The organism is Serratia sp. CC22-02 (assembly GCF_900182895.1).
GTDB classification, from domain to species: domain Bacteria; phylum Pseudomonadota; class Gammaproteobacteria; order Enterobacterales; family Enterobacteriaceae; genus Serratia; species Serratia nevei.
The window spans coordinates 949,182-969,014 of sequence record NZ_FXUD01000001.1 but is presented as its reverse complement, the minus strand read 5'-3'; the positions used below and the strand labels follow the sequence as shown (position 1 = coordinate 969,014).

18 protein-coding genes, 3 tRNA genes and 1 riboswitch are annotated in these 19,833 nt (G+C 63.6%); of the genes, 10 read left to right on the top strand and 11 right to left on the bottom strand.

All coding sequences use genetic code 11. The annotated features are described in order from the left end of the window. Positions 1–10: 10 nt before the first annotated feature. On the bottom strand, positions 11–580 hold the full coding sequence (locus QOL81_RS04635; protein ID WP_060420404.1) for a helix-turn-helix domain-containing protein: 570 nt from the start codon (positions 578–580) through the stop codon (positions 11–13). 38 nt (positions 581–618) lie between these two features. Here QOL81_RS04635 and QOL81_RS04630 point away from each other — a divergent pair, with 38 nt between their 5' ends. Next, positions 619–1,137, top strand: a complete 519-nt coding sequence (locus QOL81_RS04630; protein WP_060420406.1) for a GNAT family N-acetyltransferase — start codon at positions 619–621, stop codon at positions 1,135–1,137. Between the two features lie 17 nt (positions 1,138–1,154). Continuing rightward, positions 1,155–1,595, top strand: coding sequence for a DMT family transporter (locus tag QOL81_RS04625; RefSeq protein ID WP_060420408.1), 441 nt, complete (start codon positions 1,155–1,157; stop codon positions 1,593–1,595). A gap of 57 nt (positions 1,596–1,652) precedes the next feature. Here QOL81_RS04625 and QOL81_RS04620 read toward each other — a convergent pair. Beyond that, positions 1,653–1,728 (bottom strand) — tRNA-Asn (locus tag QOL81_RS04620). 337 nt (positions 1,729–2,065) lie between these two features. Between QOL81_RS04620 and nac the strand changes: the two genes are divergently transcribed. Beyond that, positions 2,066–2,989 carry a nitrogen assimilation transcriptional regulator NAC gene (gene nac / locus QOL81_RS04615; RefSeq protein ID WP_049196750.1) on the top strand — a complete coding sequence of 308 codons (924 nt, stop codon included), beginning with the start codon at positions 2,066–2,068 and terminating at the stop codon, positions 2,987–2,989. Between the two features lie 36 nt (positions 2,990–3,025). On the opposite strand, the gene QOL81_RS04610 is transcribed toward nac, so the two are convergent. Both QOL81_RS04610 and opgB read right to left on the bottom strand, forming a co-directional pair. Next, on the bottom strand, positions 3,026–4,489 hold the full coding sequence (locus tag QOL81_RS04610) for an AMP nucleosidase (protein ID WP_070914583.1): 1,464 nt from the start codon (positions 4,487–4,489) through the stop codon (positions 3,026–3,028). A gap of 138 nt (positions 4,490–4,627) precedes the next feature. Next, positions 4,628–6,931, bottom strand: coding sequence for a phosphatidylglycerol--membrane-oligosaccharide glycerophosphotransferase (opgB, locus tag QOL81_RS04605; RefSeq protein WP_070914584.1), 2,304 nt, complete (start codon positions 6,929–6,931; stop codon positions 4,628–4,630). A 286-nt stretch (positions 6,932–7,217) separates the two neighbouring features. On the opposite strand from opgB, the gene QOL81_RS04600 reads away from it, so the two are divergent. After that, complete coding sequence (locus QOL81_RS04600; protein WP_070914585.1) at positions 7,218–7,958, top strand: transporter substrate-binding domain-containing protein; 741 nt, start codon at positions 7,218–7,220, stop codon at positions 7,956–7,958. Here the strand turns inward: QOL81_RS04600 and QOL81_RS04595 are convergent, their stop codons facing one another. From QOL81_RS04595 to QOL81_RS04580, 4 genes are read right to left on the bottom strand one after another with little or no spacing between them, the layout of a single operon-like run. Further along, on the bottom strand, positions 7,959–8,894 hold the full coding sequence (locus tag QOL81_RS04595; protein ID WP_060420414.1) for an ABC transporter substrate-binding protein: 936 nt from the start codon (positions 8,892–8,894) through the stop codon (positions 7,959–7,961). 35 nt (positions 8,895–8,929) lie between these two features. Next, positions 8,930–9,697, bottom strand: a complete 768-nt coding sequence (locus tag QOL81_RS04590; RefSeq protein ID WP_060420416.1) for an ABC transporter permease — start codon at positions 9,695–9,697, stop codon at positions 8,930–8,932. Continuing rightward, entirely contained in the window at positions 9,694–10,434 is a 741-nt protein-coding gene (locus tag QOL81_RS04585) for an ABC transporter ATP-binding protein (protein WP_060420418.1), read from the bottom strand. The genes QOL81_RS04590 and QOL81_RS04585 overlap by 4 nt, the downstream gene beginning before the upstream one ends. Continuing rightward, entirely contained in the window at positions 10,431–11,114 is a 684-nt protein-coding gene (locus tag QOL81_RS04580; RefSeq protein ID WP_060420420.1) for a TenA family protein, read from the bottom strand. The genes QOL81_RS04585 and QOL81_RS04580 overlap by 4 nt, the downstream gene beginning before the upstream one ends. Before the next feature lie 62 nt (positions 11,115–11,176). Then, a riboswitch (TPP riboswitch) is annotated at positions 11,177–11,279 on the bottom strand. 150 nt (positions 11,280–11,429) lie between these two features. On the opposite strand from QOL81_RS04580, the gene QOL81_RS04575 reads away from it, so the two are divergent. From QOL81_RS04575 to gap, 4 genes are all read left to right on the top strand, one after another. After that, positions 11,430–12,452, top strand: a complete 1,023-nt coding sequence (locus QOL81_RS04575; RefSeq protein WP_060420422.1) for an LLM class flavin-dependent oxidoreductase — start codon at positions 11,430–11,432, stop codon at positions 12,450–12,452. A gap of 13 nt (positions 12,453–12,465) precedes the next feature. Beyond that, positions 12,466–13,200, top strand: a complete 735-nt coding sequence (locus QOL81_RS04570; protein WP_060420424.1) for an SDR family NAD(P)-dependent oxidoreductase — start codon at positions 12,466–12,468, stop codon at positions 13,198–13,200. Between the two features lie 126 nt (positions 13,201–13,326). Continuing rightward, on the top strand, positions 13,327–14,301 hold the full coding sequence (locus tag QOL81_RS04565) for a GlxA family transcriptional regulator (protein ID WP_060420876.1): 975 nt from the start codon (positions 13,327–13,329) through the stop codon (positions 14,299–14,301). 77 nt (positions 14,302–14,378) lie between these two features. Next, a complete protein-coding gene (gap, locus tag QOL81_RS04560) occupies positions 14,379–15,389 on the top strand; it encodes a type I glyceraldehyde-3-phosphate dehydrogenase (protein ID WP_060420426.1) in 1,011 nt (336 codons plus the stop codon). A 54-nt stretch (positions 15,390–15,443) separates the two neighbouring features. On the opposite strand, the gene QOL81_RS04555 is transcribed toward gap, so the two are convergent. Both QOL81_RS04555 and mtfA read right to left on the bottom strand, forming a co-directional pair. Next, positions 15,444–15,519: transfer RNA gene (locus QOL81_RS04555), tRNA-Asn, on the bottom strand. A gap of 99 nt (positions 15,520–15,618) precedes the next feature. Next, positions 15,619–16,419: a DgsA anti-repressor MtfA gene (mtfA, locus tag QOL81_RS04550; protein WP_038872331.1), complete on the bottom strand. Its 801-nt coding sequence runs from the start codon at positions 16,417–16,419 to the stop codon at positions 15,619–15,621. Positions 16,420–16,511: 92 nt separating this feature from the next. Here mtfA and QOL81_RS04545 point away from each other — a divergent pair. Further along, positions 16,512–16,601 (top strand) — tRNA-Ser (locus QOL81_RS04545). 159 nt (positions 16,602–16,760) lie between these two features. On the opposite strand, the gene QOL81_RS04540 is transcribed toward QOL81_RS04545, so the two are convergent. Next, positions 16,761–17,510 (bottom strand): AraC family transcriptional regulator, encoded by a 750-nt coding sequence (locus tag QOL81_RS04540; protein WP_070914586.1) that lies wholly within the window; start codon positions 17,508–17,510, stop codon positions 16,761–16,763. 219 nt (positions 17,511–17,729) lie between these two features. Here QOL81_RS04540 and QOL81_RS04535 point away from each other — a divergent pair, with 219 nt between their 5' ends. Next, entirely contained in the window at positions 17,730–19,820 is a 2,091-nt protein-coding gene (locus QOL81_RS04535) for a TonB-dependent siderophore receptor (RefSeq protein WP_230458207.1), read from the top strand. Positions 19,821–19,833: the final 13 nt, after the last annotated feature.

The following is a 19,833-nucleotide window of genomic DNA, read 5'->3' as shown; positions in this document are numbered from 1 at the left end:
GGGCGGGGCGTCAGGCGGCGCTCAGCACCGCCACCATATACACGCACGGTTGGTCGCTCTGGTTTTCAAAGCGGCAGTCCGCCGGCGGGCCGAGCTCCAGGCAGTCTCCCTCGGCCATGTCATGGCGCGCGTCACCTTCCACAAAGACCAACTCGCCGGATAAGACCCAGATCAGCTGGCGCTTGAAGGCATACACCGAAGCCGGCATCGGGATCGTCGCGCCGGCCGGCAGTTCGATACGCACCAGATCGAGCGGCAGATCGGTGCGCGGCGAAACGTGGCGCCGCACGTAGCCGCTCTCCGGATCGACCCAGATCGGTTGATCTTCCCGGCGCAGCAGCCGGCCTTCCTGCGTTTCCGCCCGGGCGATCAGCTTGGACATGCTGAGGCCGAACGCCCCCGCCAGCCTGCCCAGCAGCATCGCCGTCGGGCTGCTCTCGCCGCGCTCGATCTTATGAACCATCGCCCGTGAAACGCCCGCCTGCTCAGCCAGATCGGACAGCGACCAGTGGCGCGCCTCGCGTTCAATGCGAATGCGTGCGCCGATCAGCTGATTTAGATTGTCTAATTTAATATTCATATCGTAGTATTATAGTGGACAATTGGCCGGGGTAAACCATGATTATACGAAATGCGACGCTCAACGATAGCGCGGCGATTGCCGCCATCTATAACGACGCGGTGTTGAACAGCACCGCCATCTGGAATGAACAAACGGTGGATGCGGCCAATCGCGCGGCGTGGATCGGCGAACGGCAGGCGGCGGGCTACCCGGTGCTGGTGGCGGTGAACGGCGCGGACGAGGCGATCGGCTACGCGTCGTTCGGCGACTGGCGCGCCTGGGACGGCTATCGCCATACCGTAGAACACTCGGTGTATGTCCATCAGGCGCATCGCGGTGAAGGGATTGGCAAAGCGCTGTTGATCGCCCTGATCGCACGGGCGCGGGAGATCGGCAAGCACGTGATGGTGGCCGGCATCGAATCCGGCAATCAGGCCTCCATTCAGCTGCATCTGGCGCTCGGGTTCCGCGAGGTGGGGCGCATGGAGCAGGTGGGCGCCAAATTTGGCCAATGGCTGGATCTGACCTTCCTGCAGCTGACGCTCGACGAGCGGGCCACGCCGCCCGCACGCTGATCCCGGGAGACAGAGCGATGAATATGCTGTTGCTGCTGGTGGCGGCGGGAATGGGGCTGGTGGTGCAGAATCTGCTGATGGTGCGCATTACTGAAAGCGTCTCGACCATCCTTATCACGCTGGTGATCAACTCCAGCGTCGGTTTGCTGCTGCTGGTGGGGTTGCTGCTGGCCAAAAACGGCCTCGACGCGGTGGCGGAAGTGACCGGCGCCGCCAGGTGGTGGATGCTGCTGCCGGGGCTGCTGGGATCGCTGTTCGTGTTTGCCGGTATCCTTGGCTACCAAAAACTGGGGGCGGCGGCCACCATCTCGATCCTGGTCGCCAGCCAGCTGTGCATGGGGCTGCTGGTGGACGTCTACCGCGCCGGCCCGGCGGCGCTGCGCGAGAATCTGCCGGCGCTGTTCGGCGCCCTGCTGTTGGTGGCGGGCGCCTATCTGGTGGCGAAACGCAGCTTTTGACGGCGGCTGAAATACAAAAAGCCCGCTCGGGTTTCCCTGAGCGGGCTTCTCTAAATATGGCTCCTCTGACTGGACTCGAACCAGTGACATACGGATTAACAGTCCGCCGTTCTACCGACTGAACTACAGAGGAATCGTGTGAACGGGGCGAATAATAGCGGGGCGGTTGCGGCTTGTAAAGCGTGAAAGCGCCCGATGCGTTCGTTTGCTGCAAGATTGCCCAACCTGCTGCTTTTTCTCGCTTTTGTCGCTTATCCCGCGCGCAGCGCCGCCGAATTGCCCTCTGGTCGGCGCCGTTGCTTGCCTGTGGTGCAACGTCTGCCCTGCGCGGTGGCGCTCGCCGCCCGACGAACGGCCGTCGGCCGCCGTGTATCCCGCTTCCATGGCCGTTTACCGACTCTGGCCCGGATCTTGCTGCGGTGCCTGACCGGATTTCGGCATTCTCAATTTAGCGGCTCGCTGGAGGCACTATGAATTTCAGACGTCTGAAGTACTTCGTGAAAATCGTTGATATCGGCAGCCTGACCCAGGCGGCGGAGGTGTTGCATATCGCCCAGCCGGCGCTCAGCCAGCAGCTGGCGACGCTGGAGGGGGAGCTGAAGCAACAGCTGCTGATCCGCACCAAGCGCGGCGTACAGCCGACCGAGGCCGGCAATATTCTCTATGCCCACGCGCAGACCATTCTGCGCCAGTGCGAGCAGGCGCAGAGCGCGGTTAACAGCGCCGGGCAGGCGATGAGCGGCCAGGTGTCTCTCGGGTTGGCGTCGGGCAGCACCGCGGCGCAGCTGGCGCTGCCGCTGCTGCAGAGCCTGCGCGATCAGCAGCCGGGTATCCTGCTCAGCCTGCATGAGAACAGCGGCGCGGCGCTGGCCGGGCAGGTGGCCAATCAGACGCTGGACATGGCGATGGTCTACGGCGCCAAGATGCCCGCCGGGCTGCACGCCATCGCACTGATGCGGGAAGATCTCTATCTGGTGGCGACGCGCGCGGTGCCGCATCCCGGCAACAGCGTCGAGCTGCTGGACGTGGCGCGGCTGAACCTGTTCCTGCCGCGCGAGGGCGATGCGGTGCGCAACCTGCTGGAAGAGGCGATGGCGCTGCGCAAGCTGGCGATCAACGTGGTGGGGGAGATCGAATCCTCGGGCGCGCTGAGCGCCGCGATCGCCGGCGGGCTGGGGGCGACCGTGCTGCCGGAATCGGTGGCACGCGCGATGATCGGCCCGGCCAAGGCCTGGATGGCGCGCATCAATGCGCCGACGATGTCGGTGCCGCTGGCGCTGTGCATGTCGGGCCAACAGGCGCTGTCCGCCCCAGCGCTGCTGGTCAAAGACATGCTGCTGTCGATCGCCGGCGGCCGCAGCCAGGAGAAACGCGCGCTGGCGCTGGTGCGTTGAGGAAAAAACGGCCCGCCGCAGCGGGCCTGATAACCGTTATCGGAACGGCGGTTCGTTGAAGGTGCGCAGCTTGCGCGAGTGCAGGCGGTCGCCCTCGGCGCGCAGCAGATCGATGGCGCAGATGCCGATCTGCAGGTGCTCGGAGATCGCCCCCTCATAGAAGCGGTTGGCCTGGCCCGGCAGTTTTATTTCGCCGTGCAGCGGTTTGTCGGAGACGCACAGCAGCGTGCCGTACGGCACCCGGAAGCGGTAACCCTGAGCGGCGATGGTGGCGCTCTCCATGTCGACCGCCACCGCGCGGCTGAGGTTGAAGCGCCGCGCCGAAGCGGAATAGCGCAGCTCCCAGTTGCGATCGTCGGTGGTGACCACGGTGCCGGTACGCAGGCGCTGTTTGACCTCTTCGCCGGGCATGCCGCTGACCATCTTGGTGGCGTCGTACAGGGCGCGCTGCACCTCGGCGATGCTCGGGATCGGAATATCCGGCGGCAGCACCGCATCCAGCACGTGATCGTCGCGCAGATAGGCGTGGGCCAGCACATAGTCGCCGATCGACTGGCTTTCGCGCAGGCCGCCGCAGTGGCCGATCATCAGCCAGGCGCTCGGGCGCAGCACCGCCAGGTGATCGCAGATGGTTTTGGCGTTGGAGGGGCCGACGCCGATGTTGATCAGCGTGATGCCCTGGCCGGTGCGCGAAATCAGGTGATAGGCCGGCATCTGGTGGTTTTTCCACGCCAGATCGGACACCGCCTGTTCGGGCGCGCTGGTTTCCGGCGTGATATAGGTGCCGCCGGCGCTGGAGAGCGCGATGTACGGGCTGGCCGGATCGGCGATTTGCGCGCAGGCCCAGCGCACGAACTCATCCACATAGCGGGTGTAGTTGGTGAACAGCACGAACGGCTGGAAGTGCTCCACCGGCGTGCCGGTGTAGTGCCGCAGCCGCGCCAGCGAGAAATCCGCGCGCAGCGCATCGAAATGCGACAGCGGGAAATGGTTGTCGGTGGTGTGGTACAGGCCGTCGGCGGTTTCGTCACCGATCTGCGCCAGCTCGGTGGTGGGGAAATGCTGCGCGATGCCGGCGCTCATCGAGCGATCGAGCGCCAGGCTGGAGCCGTCGATCACGTAAGGGAACGGGATCTCCTGCTGCGACGGCGCCACTTCGATATGGGCGGCGTAATCGTGCTCCAGCATCGCCAGCTGTTCGGCCAGATAGTGGCGGAACAGCTGCGGCCGGGTCACGGTGGTGCTGTAGCTGCCGGGATGGGTGAAGCGGCCGAAGGCGCGGGTTTTGCTCGGGCCGGATTGCTGCCCGTCCCAGCTGACGCGCAGTTCGGGATACACGAACAGCCCGGCGGCGCGCGCCTGCACATCCGGCAGCGTGCCGTGGCTGATAAAGTCGCCGACCGCCTGACGCAGCGCGTCTACCGCGGCGTCATACAGGGCTTCCAGTTGATCGAGTGCCTGATCGGCGCTGAGGCCGCTGCGAGGTGGGGCATAGCTCATACTTTCTCCTTGGATGTCCCGGCTCTGTGGCGGGGTTGCGGCGTTTTACCGTCACAGGTTAGCCGAAGAAGGGCGTAAAAGCTTGGTCGAAATGACGGGCGCGGCAAAGAAAATACCGCGCCCGTGAAGGCGCGGGGATCAGGAGGCGGGGTCGGCCGCCTCGACCTTCAACGACACCAGGCCGATGCCCAGCTTCTTCGGCGTAAAGCCGCCGCTGGCGCTCTCTTTCGGCTCGGTGGGGGCCGGCGGGGTAATGCTGATCTTCTGCGCGCCGCGCGGGTTGTCGAAGCGCAGGGTGACGGTGCTGTCCTGTTCGCCGAGCGACACGAAGCGCTCTTCGTCGCCGACGCGCACCGAAATCGGTTCGCCGACGTTATTGCCGTAGGCGCGGGCGCGCAGCACCAGATCGAAGCGCTTCGGCAGCGGATCGACGTAATCGATGTCGACCGCCGGCGCCAGGTTGGCATCGGACCAGCGGCCCCACTCCTCGACGCCGGAAACGCCGGTGATGGCTTTCACCTGCTCCGGCAGGCCGGGCAGCATGAACTCGATGCTGTCCGCCCGGTACTTCATCGCCGCGTCGTCCACCTGCAGGCGAGCAACGGCGTTTTGATAATCGGCGACGCTGTCCGCCGCCGGGGCGGTAAAGCTCACCTTGCCGCGGAAGCGTTCGCCGCTGGCCTGCACGATCTGCGGCGGTGAGGCCAGGGTGCCGGAGGCCACGCAGATGTCGGTGCTTAGCGCCAGCTGCGGTGCCCAGACCCGGCCGATCTCGTAGCATTTATCGACCCAGACGAATTTTTCCCCCGCGCCCAGCCCGGCCAGCTGCTTGCGCAGCGGGGTGGAGAGGTAGACGTTGAACATCGGTTCGATGCGGTTATCGCCTACCCGCAGAATGAACGGCACCTTGTAGGTGACGCCGGAGAAGCTGAAGCTGCGCTGGCGCGTATCCACGCTGTAGTCGCTGATGCGGTTCGGCAGGCCCCACTGGTTGATCACCGCCGGTTTCCAGCCGTTGATCTTCTCTTCGATGTTCAGGAACACCGTAGACAGCGACGGCGCCGACAGGCTGCTGCGGCCGAGGCCGATGTAGTTGTCGCCGCCCATCACGTCCAGCACCGTGGCGCCGTTGTCCAGCGTGCTGCGCTTCTCGTTGCGCTGTTCCGCCAGCGGCCGGGTGCCGTCGATGATGAAGAACAGGTTGCGGCGCTTCTGTTTGGTCAGGATATCGTAGGCGGTGTTGTTCATCGCCAGATGATCGGAGGACACCACGATCACGGTGTTGCTGAAATAGGGCGAGCGTTTGATCTTGTCGATCAGCGCGGCGATGTGTTGCTGGCTGCAGGCCACCGCGCTTAGCGAGCGATTTTCTTTATTCTGCCAGGCGTAACTTTTCTTGCTGCAGCCGGCGGAGATAAAGCCGTCCGGGTGATGGGTGTCGACGGTCAGGGTAAACAGCGAGAACGGTTGGCGCTGCCTGGACAGCTCGACGAACTTGCCGTACACCACGTCCAGCACGCTGTCGTCGTACCAGCCCCAGTCGTTTTTGTAGCTCGGATCGGCGACCTGTTCGCGCAGCTCTTTGAAGCCGTAAACGTGGTCGAAGCCGTGGGATTTCAGGAAGGTGTCTTTACCGGCGAACGCCAGCTCGGCGCCCTGATAGAAATAGTTGCTGTAGCCGGCGGCCTTCAGCACGTCGCCCAGGCAGACGTTCTCCGGGTAGAAGGTGGAGACCGCGCTGGAGGCGTTGCCGTCGAAGGGCGCGAACAGCGGAATGCCGCACTGCGAGGCGACCATGCCGGCGATGGTGTAACCAGTGCCCGGCAGCTGCTGGGTGTTGCTGAAATCGATGCTGTCCGTGCGCAGGGCGTTCAGCTCGTCGGCCAGGCCGGGAAACAGCTCGGTATCGAAGTAGGTGCGCTCCAGACTCTCGGCATAGATGTACACCAGGTTCGGCCGCTTGCCCTGTACGGTCTTTTTCGGCGCCTTGTAGTAGGTGGTGAAATCGGCGGTATCGCCGACGATCTGGCTCTTGACCAGCAGCGAGATGTCCTGAAACGCCGGGGTGGTGCCGACCGAGAACAGCGCCAGCAGCACGGCGACGACGCTGTAGGCCACGCTGCTGCCTTTGGCCTTGCGGCGCAGCAGGCTGCGGGCCAGCACCGCGAAGATAAGCCCCAACGCCGCCAGCAGGCCGATAAACGGCAGCACGTATTTGCTGATGCCCGCGCCTTTGAGGCTGCTGGTGACGGTGTAAATCACCGCGTCGGTGATGCCGTCGCCGGTGAAGTAGTTGCTGGCGATCAGGATGACGTTCAGCACCAAATAGCTGCCGAGCAGCGTCAGCAGAATGGCGAACCACCAGCGGTTGGCGGCGGCCCGGGTGCGATAAATCAAAATCGACGCCAAAAAGAGAACAAACGAAACGACTGCTAAAACCATCCGCCAAACCTTGTCTGATTGAAATAAAACCGTTGCTGCCCTGGTTTGCGCCGCCGAGCGTGCCGCGGCGCGAAAAGTGAAGGGTATAGCCTATTGCCGGCGGCGGAACAACGCGCGATCTCCCGCTACGGCCGACGAGCGGCGGCTATTGTACATTTTTATGACAATAGTGTGACGTTAATCACGCCGACGGCGGCCTCGGCGGCGAAAGCTTGCTGGTCGGAGGTTTCGCTCTACGCTTAATGAGCGCCACGACGGTGCGCCCATCAGCCATTCAGGAGGAAGTATGCAGACGATTCCCGCCGCGGTACTCGACGATCTGGCCCCGCAAGGCGTGTTGCGCGCGGCGATCAACTACGGCAATCCGGTGCTGGCACAGGCCGGGGCCGGTGGCAAACCGCAAGGCGCTTCGGTGGAGTTGGCCGCCGCGCTGGCCCAGGAACTGGGCGTGGCGCTCGAACTGGTCACCTATGACGCGGCGGGCAAGGTGTTCGCCGACCTGGACAGCGGCGCCTGGAACCTGGCGTTTATGGCCATCGAGCCGGTGCGCGCGGCGCAGATCGCCTTCAGCGAGCCCTACGTGATCATCGAGGGAACCTATCTGGTGGCGAACGACGCGCCTTACTTTGAGGTGGCGCAGCTCGACAGGCCGGAGGTGCGCATCGCGGTCGGCCAGGGGGCGGCGTACGATCTGTTTTTATCGCGCACGCTGCAGCAGGCGCAGCTGGTGCGGGCGGCAACCTCCGCCGAGGCGATCGCGCTGTTTTTCGAACGGGGGCTGGAGGCGGCGGCCGGCGTGCGCCAGCCGCTGTTGGCCGCTGCGGCCGCCCATCCCGGCTACCGGGTGCTGGAGGGGCACTTCACCGCCATCCGGCAGGCGATGGCGGTGCCGCGGCAAAAAACTCAGGGCGCCGCCTACGTGAACGATTTTATCGAGCGCTACAAGGCCAACGGGTTGGTGAAGGCGGCCTTGCAGCGCAGCGGCCAGGGCGAGGTGACGGTGGCGCCACCGGCCGCCTCGGCGTGATCAGTCCAGCTCCACCGCGTACTGTTCCACCGGCGTGATTTTCTTGATCAGCTTGTTGTCGAACAGGAACTGTTCGTAAGCCTGGTAGCGTGCCCGATCCAGCTTGGCCGGATCGCGTGCGAACAGCGGCAGGCTGGCTTGCCACGCCTGTTTGTTCAGCTCGGTATTCAGCTCCGGGTGCGCCTTGGCGAACGCCAGCCAGGTGTCCTGCGGGTGCGCATGCAGGTAGTCGCTGCCTTGCTTCAATGCGGCGAGGAACTTGCGGATTTTCGGCTCGTTCACCGCATCGCGGTGGGCGACGATGATCAGCTCGTCGTAGGCCGGCACGCCGTAATCTTCGACGTTGAACACCACCGGCGTCTTGCCCTGCAGCTTCAGCTCCAGCGCTTCGATGTTGCGGTAGCCGCCGATCACCGCATCGACCTGGCCCGCCAGCAGGGCGCTGGTCAGCTGGAAGTTGACGTTGATAAGCTTGATGTCCTGCGGCTTGAGGTGCTCGTGTTCGACCATGGTGGCCAGCGTCGCCTGTTCGATGCCGCTGACCGAGTAACCCACCGTTTTGCCCTTGAGATCCGCCGGCGACGTGATGTTTTTATCCAGCGCGATCACCGTATTCAGCGGCGTGTTGATCAGCGTGCCGACGCGCATCAGCGGCAGGCCCTGATCGGCGAAGAAATGCAGCTGCGGCTGATAGGTGATGGCGAGGTCGGCCTGTTTGGCGGCCACCAGCCGCGGCGGCAGCGCCGGATCGGACGGCGGCACGATCTTGACGTCCAGCCCTTCGGCCTTGAAGGCGCCGATCTGCTCGGCCACCATAATCGGCGCGTGATCGGGGTTGATATACCAGTCGAGCACCAGCGTCAGCTTTTCGGCCGCGCCGGCCTGGCCGGTGATGGCGGCGCCGAGCAGCAGCCCGCAAACGGTTTGTTTGATCATGGTCGTTCCTTTATCCCTGGTTATGGTTGCAATCATCAGTCGTTTTCCGGCGCCCAGGCGATCAGGCGCCGCAGCAGCGCATCCACCGCAGCCCACAGCAGCACGGTCATCAGCACCAAAATAAACAGCGCGGCGAAGCAGACGTCGGTCTGCATGCGCGCGTTGGCGTTCAGCATCACGTAGCCCAGCCCTTCGGCCGAGCCGACCCATTCGCCGATGATGGCGCCGATCGGCGCGACGGCGGCGGCCATGCGCAGGCCGGAGCCGAAGGCCGGCAGCGCCGCCATCAGCCGTACGTGCCGCAGCTGCGCCCAGCGCGAAGCGCGCATCGTGCGTGCCAGATCGAGATAGTCGTTGTTGACCCGGCGCAGCCCGTCGAAAAAGGCCGACACCACCGGGAAGAAAATGACCAGCACCGCCATCGCCACCTTGGCGCTCATGCCGAAGCCGAACCACAGCACCAGCAGCGGCGCCAGGGCGAACACCGGTATCGCCTGGCTGGTGAGCACCAGCGGCATCAGCCAGCGCTGCAGGCGCGGCGAGAAGATCATGCACAGCGCCAGCGCCGCGCCGAGCAAGACGCCCAGCGCCAGCCCGCTGACGATCTCCGAAGCGGTGACCAGCGTGTGCCAGGCGAAGTAGCCGCGCCCGTCCCACAGCGCCTGCGCCACCGCGCTCGGCGTGGGCAGCAGAAAGGCCGGAATGCCGCTTTGCGCCGCCAGCCACCACAGCAGCAGCAGGCCGGCAAACACCGTCAGCCCACGCCGCAGGCGGGTAAGCCCACGCTCTTTGGCAATCTTCATTGCGCGGCCCTCACCAGCTGTTGCAGCAGCTCGGCCTGGCTTTTCAGCAGGTCGGCGTCATCCGGCGCGCGCGGCGGTTGCCCGCTGATGCGGTGGGTATCGTCGAGGCCCAGCGGCCAGGGCGACAGCACCAGCAGCCGGTGGCTCAGGCGGCAGGCCTCCATCGGATCGTGGGTGATCAGCAGCACGGTGTTTTGCGCCAGCAGTTCGGCGGCCAGGCTCTGGATCTCGGCGCGGGTAATGGCGTCCAGCGCGGAAAAGGGTTCGTCCATCAGCACGATCGGCTGGTGTTCGTAGAGCGTGCGGGCGATGGCGGCGCGCTGGCGCATGCCGCCGGACAGCGCGGCGGGCAGGCTGCGGCCATGCGCGGCCAGGCCCACGCGCTCCAGCAGGTGCGCCACCCACGCCCGATCCGTCACTTCGCCGCGCAGCCGCGAGCCGAGGGCGACGTTCTCCTCGACGGTCAGCCACGGGTAGAGCAGGTCTTTTTGCCCCATGTAGGCGATGCGCCCGGCGATCGGCAAACCGTCGCTGCCGGTCACCGTGCCCGAGGTAGCCCGTTCCAGGCCGGCGATGATCTTCAGCAGGCTGGTTTTGCCGGCGCCGCTGGCGCCGAGCAGGGCGACGAAGCTGCCGCCGACGATGTCGAAGCTCAGCCGGTCGAAGACGATTTGCTGACCGAAACGCAGGCTGAGATCCCGCACCTGGATGCCGGGCGGGAGAAGCGGGGAGGTCATGAGGCGTTCAGCCCCATCTGCCAAAATGCCGATTCCAGCTGGGTGGCGGTGGTGAAAATCTGCGCCAGCTCGGTGAAGCGGCCTGGTGCGCCGCGCTGGTGGCCGACGGTTTCCAGCAGCTCGATGGCGGCACGCACGCCGGCCAGATAGCCCTCGTCGCCGTAGTTGCGGATCCAGGAGGCGTAAGGATTGCCCTCCATTTTGGTGGCGGGGTCGTGCAGCAGCCGCAGGCCGATTTCGGCATAGCCGGCCACGCAGGGCAGCAGGCCGGCCAGCAGGTCGAGGGCGTCGCCGGCATGGCCGATATCCAGCACGTAACGGGTGTAGTTCATGGTCTCCGCCGCTTCCGGCTGGGCGGCGATCTGCGCTTCGCTCAGCCCCCATTCGGCGCAATAGGCCACGTGCAGCGGCAGTTCGGCGACGATGCCGTTGAGCGACGCCGTGGCGGCGCGCATTTCCGGCAGGGTGCGTAGCTTGCTGACCAGCAGCGCGTAGGCGCGGGCGAAGTGCAGCAGGAACAGGTAGTCCTGGGTCAGGTAGCGGCGAAAAGCGCGTTCGGGCAAGGTGCCGGCGGCCAGCTGCTGCAGAAACGGGTGATCGACGTAATCTTGCCAGTGGCTGCCGGCATGTTGGCGCAGCCGGCCGTAAAGGCCGCTTTCGAACAGGGTGGTGATGGACATGGGACCTCCTTGAGTCAGTGGAGATCCGGGCACGCTGGGGTATGAACAGGCAACGGGTGAGAGTGTTGTTGCCTAACCGTCCCTTCGCTGGCATGACCCAGATCAGGTTCAAAGGGTTCGGCTTGCGCCATCTCAGCCCGTAACAGGACACCCCTCGGAGCTGCTTGTTATACGACATTTGTTTTTTGATTACAATCGCCGGGCAGCGCGGCGGCAATCGGTTCGTTTAGTGCGATCGGGGGCGATTTTGCTGGCGCAGAGCGCGCGATTTTTGTCACTGTAGGCCGATGATTTTGCCTTTGAGGACGATTCCCGATGAAAAAGATTGGTTTTCTCTCGTTTGGCCACTGGTCGCCTTCCGCCCAGTCCGGCACCCGTTCCGCGGCGGATGCGCTGCTGCAGTCCATCGATCTGGCGGTCGCCGCCGAAGATCTGGGGGCGGACGGCGCCTATTTTCGCGTACACCACTTTGCACGCCAGCTGGGGTCGCCGTTCCCGCTGCTGGCCGCCATCGGCGCCAAAACCCAACGCATCGAGATCGGCACCGGCGTGATCGACATGCGTTATGAAAACCCGCTGTACATGGTGGAAGACGCCGGCGCGGCGGACCTGATCGCCGGCGGGCGGCTGCAGCTCGGCATCAGCCGCGGCTCGCCGGAGCAGGTGATCGACGGCTGGCGCTATTTCGGCTATGCTCCGGCCGACGGCGAGACCGACGCGGACATGGCCCGTCGCCATACCGAAGTGTTCCTGGAAGCGCTGCGCGGCGAAGGGTTCGCCGAGCCCAATCCACAGCCGATGTTCCCGAATCCGCCCGGGCTGCTGCGGCCGGAGCCGTTTTCCGCCGGGCTGCGCGATCGCATCTGGTGGGGCGCCGGTTCGAACGCCACCGCCGTCTGGGCGGCGAAGCTCGGCATGCACCTGCAAAGCTCGACGCTCAAGAACGACGAGACCGGCGAACCCTTCCACATCCAGCAGGCCAAGCAGATCCGCGCCTACCGCGCCGCCTGGCAAGAGGCCGGCCACGCGCATGAGCCGCGGGTTTCCGTGAGCCGCAGCATCTTCGCGCTGGTGGATCAGCGGGATCGCAACTACTTCGGCGGCGGTGGCAAGGAGGGCGATCAGCTCGGATATATCGACGCGCAGACCCGGGCGATCTTCGGCCGCAGCTATGCCGCCGAGCCGGACGTGCTGATCGAGCAGCTGGCGCAGGACGAGGCCATCGCCGAAGCGGATACGCTGCTGCTGACCGTGCCTAACCAGCTGGGCGTGGATTACAACGCCCACGTGATCGAATCGATTTTAACCCATGTCGCGCCGGCGCTCGGCTGGCGCTAAACGGAGGAGTGACATGTCACGCATTTTCATTACCGGTTCGGTAGACGGGCTGGGCCGCGCCGCCGCGCAAACGCTGTTGGACGAAGGGCATCAGGTGATTTTGCATGCGCGTGAGCCCGGCCGTTTGGACGCGGTGCGCGATCTGCTGGATCGCGGTGCGCAGGCGGCGATCGGCGATCTGTCCGATGTGCAGCAGATCCGGCAGCTTGCCGAGCAGGTCAATCGCCTCGGCCGCCCGGACGCGGTGATCCACAACGCCGGTATGTTTACCGGGCCGCAGGTGATGCCGGTGAACGTGATTGCGCCTTACCTGCTGACGGCCCTGATCGAACGCCCCAAGCGCATCGTCTACCTGAGCAGCAGCATGCACTTTGACGGAGCGCCGGAACTGAACGGCGTAGACTGGCTCGGCGGCGCTGCGGGCTCCTATTCGGACAGCAAGCTGTTCGTCACCGCGCTGGCCGCCGCCGTGGCGCGCCTGTGGCCTGACGTGATCAGCAGCGCGGTCGATCCCGGCTGGGTGCCGACCAAAATGGGCGGCGCGGATGCGCCCGACGATCTGGCGCTGGGGCATGTGACGCAGGCGTGGTTGGTGACCAGCGATGAGCCGCAGGCCCTGGCGTCCGGCGGCTATTGGCACCATCAGCAACGGTTCGATCCCCACGCGGCGGTACACGACGAGGCGTTTCAAACGGCGCTGCTGGCGCAGTTGGCGCGCGCCGGCGGGGTGAACCTGCCGCAGGCTTGAGGGCAGTGCTTTGTTGGCCCGTCGGCGCTTGCCTGCGGGCTTTTTTATGCCCGCAGGGTGAACCGGCGAGGCTTTTCTTATACAGTGGCTGTCTGACCTGTTTTGCTCGTTCTTCTTATTATCGCCATGCATACATTCCTGATTATCGTCCCTGAAGGGGGCATGCTGTTCGAAGCGGCGGGTATCGCCGATATCCTGATGCAGGCTAACCGTCTGAGCCCTGCCGAAGCGCCGCTGTATCAGATCGCGGTCGCCACCACGCAATCCCATCGGGTGGTACACGGCCTGTCCGGGCTGGGCCTGTTGGCCGACCATCGCCTGGCGGATCTCGATCCGGCCCTGCCGCGCGATACCGTCATTGTTGCCGGCAAGGGGGCGACCGAAGAAGAGGGCGCCCTGGTGGCGGATTGGCTGCGCCGCGCGGCCCCGCAGGCGCGCCGTATTGCTTCCGTTTGCGGCGGGGCTCTGCTGCTGGCCGAGGCCGGATTGCTGGACGGGCGGCGGGCGACCACTCACTGGCGGCTGGCGGAAACGCTGCAGGCGCGCTTCCCGCGGGTGCAGGTCGAGAACGGCCCGATCTACGTGCAGGACGGTCCGATTTGGACCTCCGGCGGCGTCAGCTCCGGCTTCGACCTGACGTTGGCGCTGGTGGAGGACGACTACGGCTTCGTGCAGGCGCGCGAAGTGGCGCAGGATCTGGTGATGTTTCTGCGCCGCCCCGGCGGGCAGGCGCAGTTCAGCCGCTACCCGCTCAACCAGGCCAAATCGCCGGGCCCGATCCGCGACCTGCAGTCCTGGATCCTGGAAAACCTCGCCGACGATCTCAGCGTCGATCGGTTGGCCGAACGCGTGGCGATGAGCCCGCGCAACTTTACCCGGGTGTTCACCCGCGAGACGGGCATTTCTCCCGCCAAATTCGTCGAAGAAGGGCGGTTGCATACCGCCAGGCAGCGCCTCGAGCAGAGTGCGGAGGGCATCGAACAGATCGCGCTGGCCACCGGTTTCGGCAACGGCCTTAACCTGCGGCGGGTGTTTGAGCGCAAACTGCAGCTGACCCCGAGCGAATACCGCGAACGCTTCCACGCGCGCAATTTGGCGTAAATTGATCGGTAAACGTCATTTACGCCGCCTCGTGGCAGGGCTAGATTTGAGGCAAAGCCCAAAACGAGGAGAGCATCATGGTGAAAGTAGGCATCAACGGCTTCGGCAGGATCGGGCGCAACGTGCTGCGCGCGGCGCTGGGGCGCAGCGATTTTGAAGTGGTGGCGATCAACGATCTGACGGACAGCAAGACGCTGGCGCATCTGCTGAAATACGACACGCTTTCCGGCACGCTGGCGGCCAGGGTGGAAGCCGGCGACAACCAGCTGCTGCTGGACGGCCGGCCGATTCAGGTGTTTTCGCAGCGCGATCCCGCCGAGATCCCGTGGAGCAGCGTGGGCGTGGACGTGGTGATCGAAGCGACGGGCTTCTTTACCGATAAAGCCAAGGCGGAAGTGCACATCACGCACGGCGGCGCCAAGCGGGTGATTATCTCGGCGCCGGCCAAGAACGACGATATCACTATCGTCATAGGGGTTAACGACCAGCTCTACGATCCGGCGCTGCATAAAGTGGTCAGCAACGGCAGCTGCACCACCAACGGGCTGGCACCCGCCGCGCAGGTGCTGCATCAGGCGTTCGGCATCGAATACGGGCTGATGAACACCACCCACGCCTATACCAACAGCCAGGCGCTGCACGATCAGCCGGAAAAAGATCTGCGCGGCGCGCGGGCGGCGGCAGAGTCTATCGTGCCTTACTCCAGCGGCGCGGCCAAGGCGCTCGGCAAGGTGATCCCGGATCTCGACGGCCGCCTGACCGGTTACTCGCTGCGGGTGCCGGTGCCGGTCGTCTCGATCGTCGATCTGACGGTGACGCTGAAACGCCCGGCGACGGTGGAGGAAATCAACGCCGCTTTCCGCGCGGCGGCGGCGTCCGGCCCGCTGAAAGGAATTTTGGGGTACAGCGATGAACCGCTGGTGTCGAGCGACTATCGGGGCGACGCGCGTTCATCGATTATCGATGGTTTGTCTACGCTGGTCATCGGCGGCAACCTGGTGAAAGTGCTCGCCTGGTATGACAACGAATGGGGGTTCTCCAATCGGTTGGTCGATCTGGCGCTGCTGATGGAAAAGCGCGGGCTGTAAATGCCCGATAGCAAAAAGCCCGCTTAAGTTTCCTTAAGCGGGCTTCTCTAAATATGGCTCCTCTGACTGGACTCGAACCAGTGACATACGGATTAACAGTCCGCCGTTCTACCGACTGAACTACAGAGGAATCGTGTGAACGGGGCGCATGATATCCAGCGGCCCCGGGTGTGTCAACGCTAAATTGCCTTGAGTGGTGCGACTGCTCGGTATCTGAGCAATGTGTCCGTCAATCAGCCCATTGCGCGTCGTTTTCCGCCTGGCTGCGCAGCAGGCGCGCCAGCGGATCCTGGCGGTAGAAGCGGCAAAAGTGCTGATACAGCGCCGGGAAGCGTTCGGCCAGCAGCTCGGGGGCGCTGAAGAAATACTCCGACAGCACGGCGAAGCACTCGGCCGCATCGGTGGCGGCGTAGGCATCCATGCTGGCGGCCTCTTCACCGACCATGTCTATCTCGTCCTGCAGGCTTTCCATCGCGGCGTGCAGATCGTGCTCCCAGGCGGCCACCTCGCGCAGCGGGATCGGCGGCACGCCGGTAGCGACGCCGCCGTTGCGCATATCCAGTTTGTGCACTGCTTCGTGGATCACCAGATTGAAACCAGAAAGATCGAAAGAGTCCTGCACGTCTTGCCAGTTGAGCACGATCGGCCCCTGTTCCCAGCTTTGGCCGGACTGCACCACCGGCCCCGAGTGCACCAGGCCAATTTCGTCCTGCCATTCGTCTTCCACCACGAACGGAGTGGGATAGAGCAGAATTTCGTTGAAGCCGTCGAGGCACTCCGCGCCGAGTTCCAGCACCGGCAGGGCGAACAGCAGGGCGATGCGCGCCTGCATTTGCGAGGTGAGCTGCAGCCCCTGCAGCGGCACGATGCGCTTTTGCTGCAAGATCTGCCCGGCAACGGCCACCAGCCGCTGCTGCTCCTGCTCATTCAGCGGCGAGAGCAGCGGGATCGCCAACGCGTCCTGCCACTGGGCCTGAGTGTCTGCCTGGGGTTGAGAGGGTTGAGTCGCTTTCCACGGCCATTTAATCATCAGGTTGCTCGTAAACTCATCACTTGAACGTTCAGCGGTATGCTAATGCTGTAAAAATGCCGTAAAAGCGGGCATGATAGCAAGCGTTGTTAGGAGAGATGCCGGAGCGGCTGAACGGACCAGTCTCGAAAACTGGAGTAGGGGCAACTCTACCGGGGGTTCAAATCCCCCTCTCTCCGCCACTATTCAATCACTTACGAATAAATCTTTCAACGATCCCCATCACAGATAGCGCTGGCCTGGCGCCAAATCACTGAACGACAATCCACTGCCTGCCGTTGATTTTCAGCGTGTATTCGCGCGCCATATTGGCATTCCGTCATCTGAAGCTTGCCCGACTTTCACGCTTCCAGCGCGCTGTGAATATAGCGTTGCGGCGATACGCCCAGTTTTTTGCGAAACATGGCGATGAACGCGCTAGGGCTGGCGTAACCCAGTTCGTGGGCCAGTTGACCCACGGCTACGCCGCGCGCCAGATTGCATACCGCCTCCAGCAGGCGAATTTGCTGGCGCCATTCGGAAAAGCTCAGCGCGGTCTCTTCGCGAAACAGCCTCGCCAGGGTGCGTTCGCTGGCGCCGACCTTTTTCCCCCACCAGGCGAGCGTTTCGCCATGGCCCAATTCGCGGCACAAAGCATCGCATACCTGGCGCAGGCGCCGGTCGCTCGGCAGGGTCACGTGACACAGTTGGCCTGTCTGCATGCGTTGAAACTCATCGCTCAGCAGATTTTGAATGAGCGTAAGCCGTTCGGCGGAAATGGCGTTTTCAAGCCCGGCGGCAATCAGGGGATGTAGCAGGGGAGTGGCGCTCAACCCCTGGGGGCGTGCGCCATAGCGACGAGAAAAGGGCGGCGTAAAATAGATGTTGTGCGTCACGACGTCATTGATGGCTTCCAAACCGTGCGGTGTGCCGCTGGGGAGCCAAATGGCGCGGCCCGGCGAGAGCAGCCAGATATGCTGCGCGGTGGCGATTTTCGCCACGCCGCGCAGCGGCAAAATCAGCTGCCCCTGCTCATGCTGATGGACGGGCTCTTGGCTGCCGGGGCTGTAGCTCAGTTGACGCAGGCCTTCAATACCGTGATGGGATGTCATGTTTACCTGCCTCTGTCCGGTTCTCACCATTTGTGCCTATTGCTGCGATAACGGACAACGTTTGTCCGTCTGGCGACATCCTGACTGTCGGTAGCGCCATTCTGCCATGAACGGGCTTCTCTTTTAAAGTTGAATAATTATCATTTCCATCAAATTCTACTAACAGTCGGAAAGGCGAAGAGACAGATGGGCAAATTTTTCAGGGAAAAACCGTTGAAAGTGCTGGTATATACGATAATCGCAGGCTATAGCGGGCAAGCCTTTACCGCGGATGGCGGGCAGAATACCACAAAAGAAGAGACGCTGGTGGTGAGCGCGGCGGCGTCTCAGGATCAGGATGACGAGAGCACGCTGGTGGCGCACGGCGCCGCCTCCGCGACGAAGTCAAACCAGCCGATTAGCCGCACTTCACAGAGCATCTCTGTGGTGACGCAAGCAGAGATTGACGCGCAAGCGGCGAAAAACGTCCCGCAGGCGCTGCGCTATGTTTCCGGCGTCAACTCGGAGAGCGCCGGACCGGATACCCGTTTCGACACCATCATCGTGCGCGGTTTTGAAGCCGACGAATACCTTGATGGCCTGCGGCTGCCGCGCGAAGCGTGGTGGAGCCGTCCGGCGTGGGATCCGTTCCTGCTGTCGCGCATCGAAGTGGTCAAAGGCCCTTCCTCGGTACTGTATGGCCAGGCGAATCCCGGCGGGATCGTCAACCTGGTCAGCAAAACGCCGCAGGCGTCCCCGTCCGGTGAGGTGTATGTCAGCGCGGGCAACGAAAACCAGTTTGGCGCCGGCATAGACGCTACCGGGCCGCTGAACGATAACGGCACGCTGTTGGGGCGCGTGGCGGGGACCTTTTTTGATACCGAAACCCAGGTCGATCATACCCGCTATCAGCATTATGACATCGCGCCGTCGCTGACGTGGCAGCCGGATGCGCACACCAGCCTGACGATTATTTCGCAGCTGCGCAAAGATCCGGACAGCGGATTTTACAACCAGATGCCGCTTTCCGGCACCTTGACGCCCAACCCGTACGGCCACATCTCGACCCGTTTTTATGGCGGCCAGCCGGGCTTCGACAAGTACGAACGCCAGCAGGGCAGCATCGGTTACCAGTTCCGGCACGATTTCAACGATACGGTGACTTTCCGCCAGAATCTGCGTTACCTCAGCAGCACCGGCGACTATCTGATGGTCTATCCATGGGGTGTGCATGCGGATGCGCCGCTCATCGATCGCTATTCGATGAACCTGAAGGAGAGCATGACCAACTTCGCGGTGGATAACCAGGCTGAATTCCACTTTGATACCGGTCGGGTGAAACATACGCTGCTGACCGGGATCGACCGGATGCATACCTCGGTGCGCAGCCAGTCGGGCTACGGCGACGCCAGCCCGATTAACTTCCTCAACCCGGACTATAGCGTGCCGGTGGCCATACCGCCGCTCGATAGCAGTACGCACAATACGCTCGATCAAACCGGGCTCTATCTCCAGGACCAACTCGAACTGGGGAGCTGGATCCTGAACCTGGCCGGCCGTTACGACGCGGCGAAAACCAAAAGTATCGATCTGCTGAACGACGCTCGTACCGAGCGCAATGACTATGCAACGAACGGGCGCGCCGGACTGCTGTACCACTTCGATAACGGATTGGCGCCTTACATCAGCTATTCCACTTCGTTTGTGCCGAGCAGCAGCAATGACTTTTACGGCCACGCCTTTAAACCGACCGAAGGCAAGCAGACGGAAGTGGGGTTGAAATACGATCCGGTCGGGCTGGATGCCTTGTTTACCCTGGCGTTGTACGACCTGCGGGAAACCAACGTGGCGACCGCCGATCCCGATCACCCGAACTTCAGCGTGCAGACCGGCGAAGTGCGCTCGCGCGGAGTTGAGCTTGATGGCCGCATCAATATCACGCCGGCGTGGTCGGTGCTGGCATCGTACAACCTGACCGATCCGAAAGTGCTGAGTGCCAACGACGATACGCAGGGCAAGCGTCCGGTGGGCATTGCGCGCAATACCGCCAAGCTCTGGAGCCAGTATGCCTTTGACGGCGCGCTTGACGGTGTGACGCTGGGCGGCGGCGTGCGCTATGTCGGCACCAGCTACGCCACCACGGACAACAGCCTGAAGGTGCCGGCGGCCACGGTCTACGATGCGCGCGTCGGCTATCAGTGGCGCCAATGGCAGCTGGCGCTGAATGCCGCCAATCTCGGCAACAAAACCTATCTGGCTTCCTGCTCCAACAATGGCTGCGAGTATGCGCTGAAACGCCAGTACATCGCGACCCTCAGCTATAAGTGGTGACCGATGCTGTCGC